This window comes from Pseudomonas sp. GWSMS-1, from assembly GCF_049847425.1.
Lineage (GTDB): Bacteria > Pseudomonadota > Gammaproteobacteria > Pseudomonadales > Pseudomonadaceae > Aquipseudomonas.
Genome location: NZ_JBMHHV010000005.1, coordinates 1,702,397 through 1,717,000 on the forward strand (window position 1 = coordinate 1,702,397; position 14,604 = coordinate 1,717,000).

Sequence of the window (14,604 nt, forward strand, 5' to 3'; positions counted from 1 at the left end):
ATGTGTTACTCGGCACGCTTGCTAGCGCCGGCGCATAGTCCGGCGCTGCAGATCGTCTCTATCAGCTGCGAATCAGGTGATCGAAAGCGCTCAACGACGCTTTGGCGCCCTCGCCGATGGCGATCACAATCTGCTTGTACGGTACGGTGGTCACGTCACCGGCGGCAAAGATGCCTGGCACGCTAGTGCTGCCTTTCGCATCGACGATAATCTCGCCACGCGGGGACAGCTCGATCACGCCCTTGAGCCAGTCGCTGTTAGGCAACAGGCCGATCTGCACGAAGATGCCTTCCAACTCAATGGTGTGCAGCTGCTCAGTGGTGCGATCTTGGTAAACCAGGCCGCTAACCTTCTGGCCATCGCCTTTTACTTCGGTGGTCAGCGCGCTCTTGATGATGCTCACGTTCGGCAAGCTGTTCAGCTTGTTCTGCAGCACCGCATCGGCACGCAGCTGGCTGTCGAACTCGATCAGGGTGACGTGGGCGACGATGCCGGCCAGGTCGATGGCGGCTTCAACGCCGGAGTTACCCCCGCCAATCACCGCCACACGCTTGCCCTTGAACAGTGGGCCATCGCAGTGCGGGCAGTAGGCAACGCCTTTACCGCGGTATTCCTGCTCGCCAGGTACATTCATCTCTCTCCAGCGGGCACCAGTGGCGAGAATCAGCGTCTTGGCTTTCAGTGAGGCGCCGCTATCGAACTGCACTTCATGCAGCCCACCTGCCTGTTTGGCTGGAATAATGGCGCTGGCACGCTGCAGATTCATGATGTCGACGTCGTACTGTTTGACGTGCTCTTCCAGGGCTCGAACCAGTTTCGGGCCTTCTGTTTCCTGCACCGAAATAAAGTTTTCGATAGCCATGGTGTCCAGCACCTGACCGCCAAAACGCTCAGCGGCCACGCCGGTACGGATACCTTTGCGCGCGGCATACACAGCCGCTGCGGCGCCAGCTGGGCCACCGCCAACCACAAGCACATCAAAGGCGTCTTTAGCGTTGAGTTTCTCGGCATCACGCTTGGCAGCACCGGTGTCGATCTTGGCGAGAATTTCTTCCACACCCATGCGGCCCTGGCTGAACAACTCACCATTCAGGTAGATGCTCGGCACTGACATGATCTGCCGCTCTTCGACCTCGGCCTGGAACAGCGCGCCGTCGATGGCCACATGACGAATATTTGGATTGAGCACCGCCATCAGGTTCAGCGCCTGTACCACATCTGGGCAGTTCTGGCAGGACAGTGAGAAATAGGTTTCGAAGCTGAACTGGCCTTCAACACCTTTGACCTGCTCAATCACATCCGCTTCAAGCTTGGACGGATGGCCGCCGACTTGCAGCAGTGCGAGTACCAGGGAGGTAAATTCGTGGCCCATGGGGATGCCGGCAAAACGCAAACCGATATCTGCACCCGGGCGATTCAGCGCGAAGGACGGCGCGCGGCTATCGCTGCCATCTTCACGCAAAGTGATCTTGTCAGTCAGGCTGACGATGTCATGTAACAGAGCACTCAACTCGCGGGACTTGTCGCTGTCATCAAGGGTCGCGACGATCTCGAACGGTTGAGTGACCTTTTCCAGATAGGCCTTCAATTGGGCTTTAAGCGTGGCGTCCAACATGATTCAGGTATCCCTTTAACAAAATTCAGGAACAAAAACGCCCGGACGGATTGCGCCCGGGCGTCGGGCACTAAAGAGGCTGGGTTACAACCCTAAAGCGCAGAGCGGATTTAAAACCGTTTCAGCAAACTGCCTGCCGGGGCAAGGCAGTGCCGAAAGCGTTTTTAGATCTTGCCAACCAGGTCAAGCGACGGAGCCAGGGTCTTCTCGCCTTCTTTCCACTTAGCTGGGCACACTTCGCCTGGATGAGCAGCGGTGTACTGAGCGGCTTTCAGCTTGCGCAGAGTTTCCGAAACGTCACGGGCGATTTCGTTGGAGTGGATCTCAACGGTCTTGATAACGCCTTCTGGGTTGATCAGGAACGTGCCGCGCAGTGCCAGGCCTTCTTCCGGGATATGCACACCGAAAGCGTTGGTCAGCTGGTGAGTCGGGTCACCGATCAGCGGGAACTGAGCCTTGCCTACTGCAGGCGAAGTTTCGTGCCAAACTTTGTGAGAGAAATGGGTATCGGTGGTGACGATGTACACCTCGGTACCGGCTTTCTGGAACTCGGCGTAGTTGTTGGCAGCGTCTTCAATCTCAGTTGGGCAGTTGAAGGTAAAAGCAGCTGGCATAAAGATCAGCACCGACCACTTGCCCTTCAGGGATTCTTCGGTGACTTCAATGAACTTGCCATTGTGAAAAGCGTTGACCTTGAACGGTTGAACTTGAGTGTTGATGAGGTTCATCTCTGCTTCCTTCTGAGGGTTAACAAATTTACAGGGCGCATTTTAGCGCCTTGAACAAAAAAAGCTTATTAATTGCCGCCATGGCATCGATTGACTAAACCAATCAACTCCATCTTCAAATCAAGGTTGGGTCTATGACCAATACCAGTTTGCCGCTGACTTGGTTAGACGCCAACGACGCAAAAGCGGCTTCGGCATCTTTGAGCGCATACGCCTGCTGAAGTTGCGGGCTAAGCCGCCCCTCGGCAAAGAGCGGCCAGACAAACTGCTGCACATCACGCAATAGATCCGACTTGAACTGCTCATCGCGGTTGCGCAGGGTCGAGCCAATCAGCTGGATGCGTTTGCCCAACAGCAGCCCCAGATCCAGCTCAGCCTGACGCCCTCCAAGTAAGCCAATATTTACCCAGCGACCATCCTGAGCCAGCAAGCCCAGGTTAAGCGCGGCGTAACTGCCGCCTACCGGGTCGAGGATCACATCGAACGGCGCAAAGTCGCGCAGCGCTTGCAACTGTTGCTCGCCACGCAGCACACCGCCCTGCGCACCTAAGCTTTCACAGTAGGCTAAGCGCTCTGGCGAGCCGACACTGACCCACGTCGGACTACCGAACGCTTTGCATAACTGAATAGCTGCCGAGCCAACGCCGCTTGCCCCGGCATGCAAAAGCACCTTTTGCCCAGGTTTGAGCGCTGCGAGCTGGAACAGGTTGAGCCAGGCCGTGGCATAGACCTCTGGCAATGCCGCAGCCTCATGCAGCGTCACCCCATCAGGCACAGGCAACACGTGGCGTGCATCGACCACCACCTCCTCAGCCATACCGCCACCGCTCAGCAGTGCACAAACCCGATCACCCACTTTCCAGTCACAACCAGCACCCACCTCACTGACAATCCCCGCGCATTCCAGCCCGAGAACCTCAGTGATGCCCGGCGGCGGCGGATAAAGCCCGGCGCGCTGTAACAAGTCAGCACGGTTGAGGCCGGCGGCCGCAACACGGATGCGAATTTCCCCAATATCACAGGCCGGCGCGGGCTGTTCTACCCATTCCACACGGCCTTCAACGCCTTGCAATGCCTTCACGCTGCCTCCATAGTGCATTTAAACCGAGCCCGGCGCTGAACACCGGGCTTTTGCATTGCGCCGATGGAACCGGGCGCCATTAAAGACGGCCTAATATGCGTTATAAACAGCCCACACGTCGAACCAGCATGAAGCGATCCATACTCAGCGCCACCCTCGCCTTGTCGTTTGCCCTGAGCGCACTGCCGCTCGCGGCGAAAACCACCAGTAACTCCTGGGAGTACCTGCAGCCTGACCGCGAGCAGGTGATCGCCAGCCTCAACGTCGTCGAGCTGTTGAAGCGCCACCACTACAACAAGCCGCCGCTAAATGATGAGCGCTCGGAGAAAATCTATCAGGGCTACCTGAAGATGCTCGACCCCTCGCGCAGCTACTTTATCGCCAGCGACATCGCGGAATTCGACCAATGGCGCACGCGCTTTGACGACTTTCTGAAAAACGGCGATCTGCAACCCGGTTTTGCCATCTACACGCGTCACTTGGAGCGCCTGCAAGGTCGCTTGCAGTTCGCCTTGGCAATGCTCGAACAAGGCATCGACACGATTGATTTCGACACCGATGAAAGCCTGCTCATCGACCGCGAGAACGCCCCTTGGGTCAAGAACGTCGCTGAACTGGATGATCTATGGCGCAAGCGGGTAAAAGATGAAGTGCTGCGCTTGAAAATTGCCGGCAAAGAGCCCAAAGCGATTCAGGAATTGCTGACCAAGCGCTACAAAAACCAAGTCGCGCGGCTCCAGCAAACCCGTGGCGAAGACGTGTTCCAGGCCTACATCAATGCCTTTGCCATGTCCTATGACCCGCACACCACTTATCTGTCGCCCGATAACGCGGAAAACTTCGACATCAATATGAGCCTCTCGCTCGAAGGTATTGGTGCCGTGCTGCAAAGCGACAACGAACACGTCAAAGTCGTGCGCCTGGTCCCGGCAGGACCTGCAGAAAAGAGCAAGCAAATCGCCCCTGCTGACAAGATCATCGGTGTTGCCCAGGGCAGCAAGGAAATGGTCGATGTCATCGGCTGGCGGCTAGACGAAGTGGTCAAGCTGATTCGTGGCCCCAAAGGCTCGCAGGTGCGTCTGGAAGTAATTCCGGCCAGCAACGCCCCGAACGACCAGACCAGTAAAGTGGTGTCCATCACCCGTGAAGCGGTGAAGCTGGAAGAGCAGGCGGCGAAGAAGTCGGTTCTTCACCTTAAACACGAGAACCGCGACTACACCCTTGGTGTTATTGAAATTCCAGCCTTCTACCTGGACTTCAAAGCCTTCCGTGCTGGCGACCCTAACTATAAAAGCACCACCCGTGACGTTAAACGCCTGCTGAGCGAGCTGGAAAAAGAAAACGTTGATGGCGTGGTCATCGACCTGCGTAACAACGGCGGCGGCTCACTGCAGGAAGCAACCGAGCTGACAGGGCTGTTTATCGACCAAGGCCCCACCGTACTGGTGCGCAACAGCGATGGTCGAGTTGACGTACTGGCCGATGAGAACACCGGCATTTACTACAAAGGCCCGCTGGCCGTGCTGGTCAATCGTCTGTCAGCCTCGGCTTCGGAAATTTTCGCGGGCGCCATGCAGGACTATCACCGCGCGCTGATCCTCGGCGGTCAGACCTTCGGTAAAGGCACCGTGCAGACCATTCAACCGCTCAATCATGGTGAGCTGAAACTGACCCTGGCCAAGTTCTATCGCGTCTCCGGGCAAAGCACCCAGCATCAGGGCGTGATCCCGGACATTCAGTACCCAGACATCATGGACACCAAGGAAATCGGTGAGAGTGCCCTGCCCGAGGCCATGCCGTGGGACAGCATCAAACCGGCTATCAAGCCAGAGCTGGACGCGATCAAACCGTTCCTCGCCGAACTGCAGAGCCGCTATGAGAAGCGTACCGCGCAAAATGCGGACTTCACCTTCGCCCGCGAACGCCAGCAACTGGCGCAAAAGTTGATGAAGGAAACCACCGTCAGCCTCAATGAAGCGAAGCGCCGCGCCCAGCAAGCGGACATCGAAAGTCAGCAATTGGCGATCGAAAACAGCCGGCGTAAAGCCAAAGGTGAAGCGCTGCTGAACAAGCTCAAGCAAGAAGACGAAGATGCATTACCGGTGGAAGACAAGAAAATCAAACCGGAAGATGATGCCTTCCTCGCCGAAAGCGGGCGCATCCTGCTTGATTACTTAGGCCTGAACACTCGCCTGGCCAAACAGTAAATCACGGGCGTCATCAAAGGGTCATCAAACTGTCGTGAAATGCGGGGACTGGTAGCAATGCCAGTCCCCGTTTTTTATGCCACAGAGAGCCGTCATGAACGTCACCGAGCAGTTCCGCGCGCTGGACACCATCCTCGCCAATGGCGACCTGCATAGTCTGTTTCAACCTATTATCTCGCTCTCCGAACGACGGATTCTCGGCTATGAAGCCCTTAGCCGCGGGCCATCCAACAGCGCATTACATTCGCCCATCAACCTATTCGCCGTGGCGCGTAGCGCGGGTCGCTTGAGTGAATTGGAACTGCTCTGCCGCAAGAAGGCTTGCCAACGCTTCAGCCAGCTCAAGCTTGAAGGCAAGCTGTTCCTCAACGTCTCGCCGGACTCACTGATGGAGCCCAAGCATCAGCCCGGGCGCACCCTGCAACTGCTGCAAAGCCTCGGCATTCCACCCAGCCGGGTGGTTATCGAGTTGACCGAGCAATCGCCCACCGACGACTTTGCCATGCTCGACAAGGCCCTACACCACTACCGCGCCATGGGGTTTTCGATTGCCTTGGATGATCTCGGCGCAGGCTACTCAAGCTTGCGCCTATGGTCAGAGCTGCGCCCGGATTACGTGAAGATCGACCGGCACTTTATCGACGGCATTCATCAGGATGCGGTCAAACGCGAGTTCGTTGGCTCAATCCTGAAAATGGCCAAAGCCTCGCGCGCCCAAGTGATTGCCGAAGGTATCGAACTGCCCGAAGAGCTCGGTGTATTAGCCGACATGGGCGTCGACTTACTGCAAGGCTACCTGCTCTGCCGTCCGCAGGAGCAGCCACCGCGTAACGCCACCAATTTGCTGCCCAACACCAGCCCCAGCAGCACACTGGTTGAGGACATCAGCGACCTACGCAGCCTGCTCAATACACAACCAGCCGTCGCGTTGAGTACGCCCACCAGCGAAGTGCTGGAAATGTTTCGCGCCCAGGCCAACCTCAATACAGTGGCCGTACTCAACGAAGCCCAGCAACCCGTGGGCATTGTGCACCGCCACTCGTTGGCCGAAGCCCTACTCAAACCCTTTGCCAACGAGTTGTACGCGCGCAAACCGATTAGCCGCCTGATGAGTGATGACTACCTGGCGGTAGAGTCCAGCCAGTCTCTTCAGCAAGTCAGCCGCCTGCTTACCAGCCGCGCTCGCCAGCGGATCGAGGAAGACTTCATCATCACGGAGAACGGCTGCTATAGCGGCCTGGGCCGGGTTATCGATGTACTCAAGCTGATCACCGAACTGAAAATCCAGCAGGCTCGCTACGCCAACCCGCTGACACTGCTGCCGGGTAATGTACCGATTCAGCAGTGCCTCACCCGCTTACTGCAGCAGGGCCGCGAAGCGGTGGTGTGTTATGTCGATATCGACAACTTTAAGCCGTTCAACGATATCTACGGCTACGCCAAAGGTGATGAGGTGCTGCTTAGTCTCGCGCAGTGCCTAAATGATCGGGTCGATCCGACGCGGGACTTTGTCGGGCATATCGGCGGTGATGACTTTCTGCTGGTGCTCGGCTCGCAGGATTGGCGCGCGCGGCTCAATCGCCTGCTGGAAGATTTTCAGAGTCAGTGTCGTCGTTTCTATCGCGAAGATGACCTGCACGCCGGCTGCTTTGTCGCCCATGACCGCAGCGGTAAACGCCAGGAATACGGCTTACTGTCGTTGTCATTGGGGGTGGTGCACCTGCATCCCGAGCAATGTGCACAGCTCGATGCCGGCCAGCTGGCGGCCCTGACATCTGAAGCCAAGCGACACGCCAAGGCGGTGCCAGGTTATAGCCTGCATATCATCGACACCCAGGCTGAAACAGCGGCCTGACAACGAATTGCCCGCTTACTTACAAGCCGCTCAGGCGGCTCGATAGGGCTGCGAAATACTCGGCCTGGGCTTCATCAGCGCTAACGCCGGCAGCGCCACTGCGGTACAACTCAGCCAGACGATATGCTGCCGCCGGGTGACCGGCGTGCGCCGCCAATGTCCACCACTCAATGCTTTGCTGAGCATCTGCGGCGTATTGGCTATCACCGGCCAGGCTCAAAACACCGAGCTGATAGGCCGCCTTGGCATCACCCGCCTTGGCCGCCAAGCCAAGCAAGCGCCGACCTTCATTGCGGGCCCCGAAGCCTTGCCCACGAAACAGCAAAATGTGCCCATAGAAACTCTGCGCCTGGACATCACCCAGATTCGCCATACGGGAAAACTGCCCTTCCAGCCAACGCCAGGCACGCGGCTGCTTGACCAGCCACGCCCAGTGAAACAAGCGGCGCGCTAGTACATAACCGATACGCGCTCTTAGCGCAGCGAACATCAGATATCTTCCGAGTAACTAAATTCGAACACCCGAGCCACTTCAGCAGCATGCCAAGAGGCTGCCGCAACACCATCAGAAGCGCCGCTAAAACGGCCCAAACGGCTCACACACTCGAAGAAACCAGTACGCGGCAGACGACTAGCGCCCTGACTGATCACCAACGCACTGCGCAGCGGCCGCTCGGCACGCGCATCCAGTGCAGCGAGATGCTCCAATGCCGCCGCTAATGTTTGCATGGCCGGGCTTGGCAGCGCCAAGCGTTCAATCATTGCCCGATAGGTCACGACATGGCGCTGGCGCTGAGCGCTCTCTAACTCACTGAGTAAGGCCTCCCAGTGCTGCCGACTGATACTCACGCTCAAGATTGTGACTCCCACCCAGCAACGCCCAAATGCCAGGCCAGCGCACGCTGGATGGCGGCATCAGGCAGGCGCTCGCCGCTCTCAATCATGCCCAGATAATGCGGACTGATGCCGACATTGCGCGCCAGTTGCTCGACGCTTAGATCCTTGGCTTCACGCAATGCTGTGAGCTCACTCAACGCCGGCTTGCTGTCAGCAACCACCGGCGCGGCAACCTCAGGCACGTGCCCAGCGGCTTGCAGCAGTGCTTGATACTGCGCCCAGGGCAGCACCGCATACTCAGGCGCACCATCGCGCTCGATCACTTGCACATTCATCTGTAAATCTCCATGCAGAGCACTTCCATCACTCTCAGCAACTCCAGAATAGGTGGTCATCTTAACAGCCCGACAGCACAAAGCGCGTGATCTATACTGCCCCGGGATTATCAAGCCGCACTTGGGAGAACGTTTTGTACAGACTGCTCACACTGCTTCTCATTAGCTGCAGCAGCCTGGCCAATGCGGACGAGTTGAGATGGGGCTTCGCCAGCGCTGATGGTATGCCTTACGTTGACGTGCGTGAGCAACAATTGCACGGCGGCTTCATCTATGAATTAGGCCAACGGGTCAGCCAAGAGCTGGGTTATCAAGCGGCGTTCATTGAAACACCCAACAAACGCATTGATGAATTCATGCAACGCGGCCGTATTCATGTCATCTGCAACAACAACCCGCAGTGGCTAGAAAACCCCGAGCACTATCACTGGTCCGCCCCACTCTATAGCGAAGCCGATGTTCTGCTCGTGCACCGCCAGCAAGCACCAATCAATAGCCTGCAGGACCTTTATGGCAAGAACCTGGGTACTCAGCTGGGTTATGTCTATAACCATGCGTTGATGGACGCATTCGCTACACACAAGATCAACCGCGAAAACCTGCGTGATCACGCTGCTGGTTTAAACTTGCTGCGCAAACAGCGTCTGGATGCAGTCATCGATATGCAACGCACATTGCGCTACCAGATGAATCAGCAGGCAAATGCGCCGCTGCGGATTAACAGCTGGGTGATTGAGCGTTATGACATGCATTGCACTTACAGCCCACGGCTGCCGGTCAGCGCCGAGCGCCTTGATCAAACACTCTTGCAATTGCGTGATCAGGGGCTGATTAAGCAGCTGCTGAACGACAGCTAACGCAGGCAACGACGGTTATTGCAGCGTCCCCTCTATGGCGTCGGCTGATGCGTCCGCCTCGGGTAGACGTTCGACTATCTGCAGAATTTCTGGGGCCTGAGCTGCTCGCCACTGCTCGAACGCGGCAAGCTCGGCCTGCCAGGTCCGCATAACCCAAGCGAGAACGGCCAGATCGTCGACCAGACCAACGCCAAACAACCAATCGGGTATCGCATCCAGCGGTGTGACGAAGTACAGCAAGGCGGCCACCACCGCCAGCAATGCTCGGGAGTCGATTGCCCGATACTCACCGCGCCACCAAGCTAAGCAAAGCGCTTGCAACAACTTCAGCTGATTGGCCAATTCAGCAAAGCCATTACCCAGCTTGTCGCGCTTTCGAGCGACAGATAACAGCAACGCCGGTAACCGCCCAGCCTTGAGGAAACGCCGAGCTAAAAACAGGTAACGCGCGAAATTTTTCGGTGCTTTCATACCCCTCTCCCGGCAACCCCGCATCCTTACTGGCTTCGCTAAGGTTATCCACTAAAGCTGTGGATAACCTTGTGAGCAATTACTAAATAACCCTGGCAAACGCCCAGCCCATGCGGCCTCACCACAGATCGGACATTTTTCACCCACAGACTAAAAGCCCATATAAATCAATAATTTAAAAATGGCAACGGGTTTATTAAAGAGATCAACCCTAACCCACTACAGCCACAAAAGAAAATGTGCATAACCGTAACAGCGCAACCATCAGCCGCACTCTTTAAGACCCGTCAGTCAAACAAAAAGTGCAGATTGCGACCGACAAAATCGAGTAGGAGGCGGATTCACATCCGCCGTCCTCTCACACCACCGTACGTACGGTTCCGTATACGGCGGTTCAGGTTATGCGGCTAAGCCGGTTGATCGTATCCAGTATTGAGACCAGCCCCAGGCGATCCCATAGCTTCTTCGGCAGCGCCTGATTCATATGCGCCGCTCCCGAGTTCCACCATGGGCCACGGCCATTAGACGCAGACTTGGATGCGCGGGCCTCGCTGAGTCCCAGGCGCATCAGGTTGCGAACCCTCGTTGCGGATTGCTTCCATTGACGCCATACAGCGCAGCGAAGTTTGTGACGCACCCAGCCATCCAGCTCTTCAAGTGGTCGCTTACTCTGGCTCAACTTGAAGTAGCCCGCCCAGCCACGCAGCGCAGGGTTTATTCGCTCGATGACATCCGACATCTTGCGTCCACGCGCTCCGCTTAGAAGCCCTTTGAGCCGGGCACGCAAGCGACTCAAACTCATCGTCGCCACTCTTAGTCTCGGCTGTTGATGCCAGCTCATCCCATAACCCAAATAGTCACAGACCCACGGCCTTGCCACCCGGCTCTTTTCCCGATTCAGCGTCAGTTTCAGACGCCTGCTCAGGAAGCGCTCGACGCTGTTCATCACTCGCTCGCCAGCACGACGGCTACGTACATAAATGTTCGCATCATCGGCATAACGCACGAAGCGATGGCCCCGTCGCTCAAGCTCTCGATCGAGCTCATTGAGCAAAATGTTCGACAGCAACGGCGAGAGCGGGCCGCCTTGCGGCGTCCCCTCTTGTCGCTGGCTGACGATCCCGCCCGACATGACTCCGACTTCGAGGTAGCGACGGATCAGCCTGAGCACGCGTTTGTCCTCGACATAACGCTGCACATGGGCCATCAGGATGTCGTGATTGACTCGGTCAAAGAACTTCTCAAGATCGAGTTCCACGCACCAACGGTGACCCGCCGCCACATGGGCACGGGCTGTTTCAATGGCCTGGTGGGCGCTTCTGTCCGGACGAAAACCGTAGCTGTAGTTCGAGAACAGCGGATCGAAGATCGGCGTGAGCTGTTGCAGCAATGCCTGTTGGATCAGGCGATCCACGACGCTAGGGATACCCAGCTGTCGGGTGCCGCCTTTGGGCTTGGGGATGTCGACGGCGCGAACACCTTGTGGGTGATACTCGCCGGCTAGCAGTCTCGCCTTGAGGGTTGACCAATACTGTTTTACGTAACCCGCCAATTCGTCGACCGTCATGCCATCGGCACCCGGCGCTCCCTTGTTGCTGACTACGCGTTGGTACGCACGCTTGAGGTTGGCCGGTGTAAGCACCCGCTCCATCAGCGTGTCCGGCTCCGCGTTCGTCCACGTCACAGACGACGCCGATGCCTGCGCACTGCCAACCGTCGTCCGCGGATACCGTCCGGAACTTAGGTTCACAGTTCTCCCTCGGAGAATTTTCTGCTTTTCGACATTCGACGAGACTCTGACGCCTACTGGCGGCATAACCTGTTCGGCCCTTGGTGACGCGGTCATTCGTCACTTACTACGGCTTCGGCTGACTTCTGTAGATTCATCCCAGCGCCTCGCGACGCTTGGTAGCCCAGTGGCAAACCTACAGATCTCCCAGGGTAATTCGCGCGACCTTCCTGCTTATGCCTGTCGGATTTACGCCGTAGTGTTCCGTGCAAGTATTGGGCTTTGGCTGTCATTGCGACCTCACCCCACTACGACGCCTCTATCCGCTTCCTGTACGTCAGGCCAGCATTTTGCCTCGGGCTTCCTTCAGATTCGCGGTCACCCGCGACACCCTTGCCTCTGGCTAACACTTCCCCTTGCCGGGTGTGTAGAGGACTTTCACCTCCAAGTCACCAGCGAGGCCACCACAGCCAAGCTGGTTGCGCTTGCGCGCAACGCGCCATGCCTGGCGCACAACGACAACGCCCCGTCGAAACGGGGCGCTGTGTAGACCGCTAAACGTTACTCTTCAGCGGCTGTGTCTTTGATCGCAATCAGTTCAAGATCAAATACCAGCACCGAGTTGGCTGGGATGGCAGGCGTCGGGCTCTGCTCGCCATAAGCCAGCTCGCTTGGGATGTACAATTTGTATTTTTCGCCAACGTGCATCAACTGCAGGCCTTCAACCCAACCTGGGATTACGCCGTTAACTGGCAGGTCAATCGGGCTGCCGCGCTCAACCGAGCTGTCGAACACGCTGCCATCGGTCAGCTTGCCTTCGTAATGTACAGTTACTACGTCGGTTGCCTTTGGCTGTGCGCCATCAACCTTCTTCACGACTTCGTACTGCAGGCCGGATTCAGTTGTAACCACGCCGTCACGCTTGGCATTGTCTTCCAGGAACTTCTTACCGGCCTTGGCCGATTCTTCATTCAGGGTGACCATGCGCTCTTCCGCACGCTTTTGCAGGAAAGCAAAGGCTTCGATCAGTTCTTCATCTTTTAGACGCTGCTCTTTTTTGCCGATGGCATCTTCGATGCCTTGAGCCACAGCATTGGAGTCCAGGTCATCCATGCCTTCCTGAGCCAGGCTTTTGCCCATGTTCAGGCCGATGCCATAGGAAGCTTTCTGCGCTGGAGTCTCCAGGCTGATTTCGCTGGTTTGCGAATCGCAACCTGCGAGAACCAAACCTACCAGGGCGACCGCCGCTGCTAAACGATGCTGTTTCATGCTTGTTCCTTGTCCGGTACGCCCTAGGGCTAATGGTGTGAAAGCGCGAGCTTAGCAGGCCGCCACGATCACTGGCTACCGTGATAGGAGACAGAAAATGCGTATAAGTTCAGATGTTTAGGTGTTTTTTAGAAATGATTTTGCAAGATTTGCGAGGCGTTTCGATATGTCACAGAGGGGATGAAGCGAGGATAAAAATGGCGCAGCGGACGGGACTCGAACCCGCGACCCCCGGCGTGACAGGCCGGTATTCTAACCGACTGAACTACCGCTGCGCGTAACTTCAAAAGCGAGTGGTGGGTGATGACGGGATCGAACCGCCGACCCGCTGCTTGTAAGGCAGCTGCTCTCCCAGCTGAGCTAATCACCCTTCTCTCTCGAAGTGGGCGCATTCTAGACAGCAATCCTTACCTTGGCAAGCACTGTTTTGAAATTTTTTATTGTTGCAGCAAAGGCTTAGCGCAGACTTGGCCTTGGGCACCGCTGGGGGGAATAATGCACCCCGAATGAAACGCGTGGGTTATTTAATGGGTCGCATGGCCTTGCACAGCCTGAAACAGACTCTGCGCCCGCGACTAACGACGTGTAATACCTGCCGCCGCCGGCAACTCAGTTAATGGAGATTCACCCCCTTATGTGGTTTCGTAACCTGCTGGTTTATCGCCTCACCCAAGATATCCCTTTAGATGCTGAGGCTCTGGAAACTGCTCTGGCAGCCAAACCGGCTCGCTCATGCGCCAGCCAGGAACTCAGCACCTACGGCTTTATCGCCCCCTTTGGTAAAGGCGAAGATGCACCGCTGGTTCACGTCAGCGGCGACTTTTTGCTGATCGCTGCTCGTAAGGAGGAACGTATCCTGCCGGGCAGCGTGGTGCGTGACGCACTCAAAGAAAAAGTCGACGAGATCGAAGCCGAGCAGATGCGCAAGGTCTACAAAAAAGAGCGCGACCAGCTTAAAGATGAAATCGTGCAGACCTTCCTACCCCGCGCGTTTATCCGTAAGTCGGCCACCTTCGCAGCCATCGCGCCCAAGCAGGGCCTGATCCTGGTCGACTCGGCGAGCGCCAAGCGCGCCGAGGACCTGCTATCAACCCTGCGTGAAGCCATCGGCTCGCTACCGGTTCGCCCACTGACCGTTAAAATCGCCCCGAGCGCCACGCTTACCGATTGGGTCAAGACCCAACAAGCAGCCGCTGACTTCACCGTCCTAGACGAATGCGAACTGCGTGACACCCACGAAGATGGCGGCGTAGTTCGCTGCAAGCGCCAAGACCTGACCAGCGACGAAATCCAGCTGCACATGACCGCCGGCAAACAGGTCACCCAACTGTCCCTGGCCTGGCAGGACAAACTGTCCTTCATGTTGGATGACAAGCTGGTGGTCAAACGCCTGCGCTTCGAAGACCTGCTGCAGGATCAGGCCGAACAGGATGGCGGCGACGACCTTGGCCAGCAGGACGCCAGCTTCACCCTGATGATGATGACCTTGGTGGAGTTCCTGCCGAAGTTATTCGAAGCACTGGGCGGCGAAGACACCCCACAGGGCATCTAACCGCTAAGCTGCACGCGCAGCGGAACAAACCTCTGCTCCACTGCGCGCGCCAACAGACCAAAGCTGCA

13 protein-coding genes and 2 tRNA genes are annotated in these 14,604 nt (G+C 57.0%); 4 read left to right on the top strand and 11 right to left on the bottom strand.

The features are described 5' to 3' along the window. Positions 1–61: 61 nt before the first annotated feature. The 3 genes from ahpF to ACEPAJ_RS11455 all read right to left on the bottom strand — a co-directional run bounded on the left by ahpF (position 62) and on the right by ACEPAJ_RS11455 (position 3,424). Positions 62–1,615: an alkyl hydroperoxide reductase subunit F gene (gene ahpF / locus ACEPAJ_RS11445; RefSeq protein WP_425914925.1), complete on the bottom strand. Its 1,554-nt coding sequence runs from the start codon at positions 1,613–1,615 to the stop codon at positions 62–64. A 164-nt stretch (positions 1,616–1,779) separates the two neighbouring features. Beyond that, positions 1,780–2,343 carry an alkyl hydroperoxide reductase subunit C gene (gene ahpC, locus ACEPAJ_RS11450; protein ID WP_274089391.1) on the bottom strand — a complete coding sequence of 188 codons (564 nt, stop codon included), beginning with the start codon at positions 2,341–2,343 and terminating at the stop codon, positions 1,780–1,782. Positions 2,344–2,458: 115 nt separating this feature from the next. Then, positions 2,459–3,424: an NAD(P)H-quinone oxidoreductase gene (locus ACEPAJ_RS11455; RefSeq protein WP_425914926.1), complete on the bottom strand. Its 966-nt coding sequence runs from the start codon at positions 3,422–3,424 to the stop codon at positions 2,459–2,461. Positions 3,425–3,552: 128 nt separating this feature from the next. Between ACEPAJ_RS11455 and ACEPAJ_RS11460 the strand changes: the two genes are divergently transcribed. Further along, positions 3,553–5,631 (top strand): carboxy terminal-processing peptidase, encoded by a 2,079-nt coding sequence (locus ACEPAJ_RS11460; RefSeq protein WP_425914927.1) that lies wholly within the window; start codon positions 3,553–3,555, stop codon positions 5,629–5,631. A 94-nt stretch (positions 5,632–5,725) separates the two neighbouring features. Then, positions 5,726–7,486, top strand: a complete 1,761-nt coding sequence (locus ACEPAJ_RS11465; protein WP_425914928.1) for a bifunctional diguanylate cyclase/phosphodiesterase — start codon at positions 5,726–5,728, stop codon at positions 7,484–7,486. A 19-nt stretch (positions 7,487–7,505) separates the two neighbouring features. Here ACEPAJ_RS11465 and ACEPAJ_RS11470 read toward each other — a convergent pair whose 3' ends face one another. From ACEPAJ_RS11470 to ACEPAJ_RS11480, 3 genes are read right to left on the bottom strand one after another with little or no spacing between them, the layout of a single operon-like run. Then, positions 7,506–7,976 carry a sel1 repeat family protein gene (locus ACEPAJ_RS11470; protein ID WP_425914929.1) on the bottom strand — a complete coding sequence of 157 codons (471 nt, stop codon included), beginning with the start codon at positions 7,974–7,976 and terminating at the stop codon, positions 7,506–7,508. After that, complete coding sequence (locus tag ACEPAJ_RS11475) at positions 7,976–8,341, bottom strand: hypothetical protein (protein ID WP_425914930.1); 366 nt, start codon at positions 8,339–8,341, stop codon at positions 7,976–7,978. The genes ACEPAJ_RS11470 and ACEPAJ_RS11475 overlap by 1 nt, the downstream gene beginning before the upstream one ends. Beyond that, a complete protein-coding gene (locus ACEPAJ_RS11480) occupies positions 8,338–8,658 on the bottom strand; it encodes a helix-turn-helix domain-containing protein (RefSeq protein ID WP_425914931.1) in 321 nt (106 codons plus the stop codon). Before ACEPAJ_RS11480 ends, ACEPAJ_RS11475 begins: the two co-directional genes overlap by 4 nt. 134 nt (positions 8,659–8,792) lie before the next feature. On the opposite strand from ACEPAJ_RS11480, the gene ACEPAJ_RS11485 reads away from it, so the two are divergent. Then, a complete protein-coding gene (locus tag ACEPAJ_RS11485) occupies positions 8,793–9,515 on the top strand; it encodes a substrate-binding periplasmic protein (protein ID WP_425914932.1) in 723 nt (240 codons plus the stop codon). A 15-nt stretch (positions 9,516–9,530) separates the two neighbouring features. On the opposite strand, the gene ACEPAJ_RS11490 is transcribed toward ACEPAJ_RS11485, so the two are convergent. The 5 genes from ACEPAJ_RS11490 to ACEPAJ_RS11510 form a co-directional block, all read right to left on the bottom strand. Continuing rightward, positions 9,531–9,986 carry a YkvA family protein gene (locus ACEPAJ_RS11490; protein WP_425914933.1) on the bottom strand — a complete coding sequence of 152 codons (456 nt, stop codon included), beginning with the start codon at positions 9,984–9,986 and terminating at the stop codon, positions 9,531–9,533. A gap of 394 nt (positions 9,987–10,380) precedes the next feature. Further along, complete coding sequence (gene ltrA, locus ACEPAJ_RS11495; protein ID WP_425913153.1) at positions 10,381–11,802, bottom strand: group II intron reverse transcriptase/maturase; 1,422 nt, start codon at positions 11,800–11,802, stop codon at positions 10,381–10,383. A 474-nt stretch (positions 11,803–12,276) separates the two neighbouring features. Further along, entirely contained in the window at positions 12,277–12,984 is a 708-nt protein-coding gene (locus ACEPAJ_RS11500; RefSeq protein ID WP_425914934.1) for an FKBP-type peptidyl-prolyl cis-trans isomerase, read from the bottom strand. Between the two features lie 198 nt (positions 12,985–13,182). Continuing rightward, a tRNA-Asp gene (locus ACEPAJ_RS11505) sits at positions 13,183–13,259 on the bottom strand. Positions 13,260–13,278: 19 nt separating this feature from the next. Then, a tRNA-Val gene (locus tag ACEPAJ_RS11510) sits at positions 13,279–13,354 on the bottom strand. 264 nt (positions 13,355–13,618) lie between these two features. Here ACEPAJ_RS11510 and rdgC point away from each other — a divergent pair. After that, entirely contained in the window at positions 13,619–14,536 is a 918-nt protein-coding gene (rdgC, locus tag ACEPAJ_RS11515; protein ID WP_425914935.1) for a recombination-associated protein RdgC, read from the top strand. The last annotated feature ends 68 nt before the right edge of the window (positions 14,537–14,604 follow it).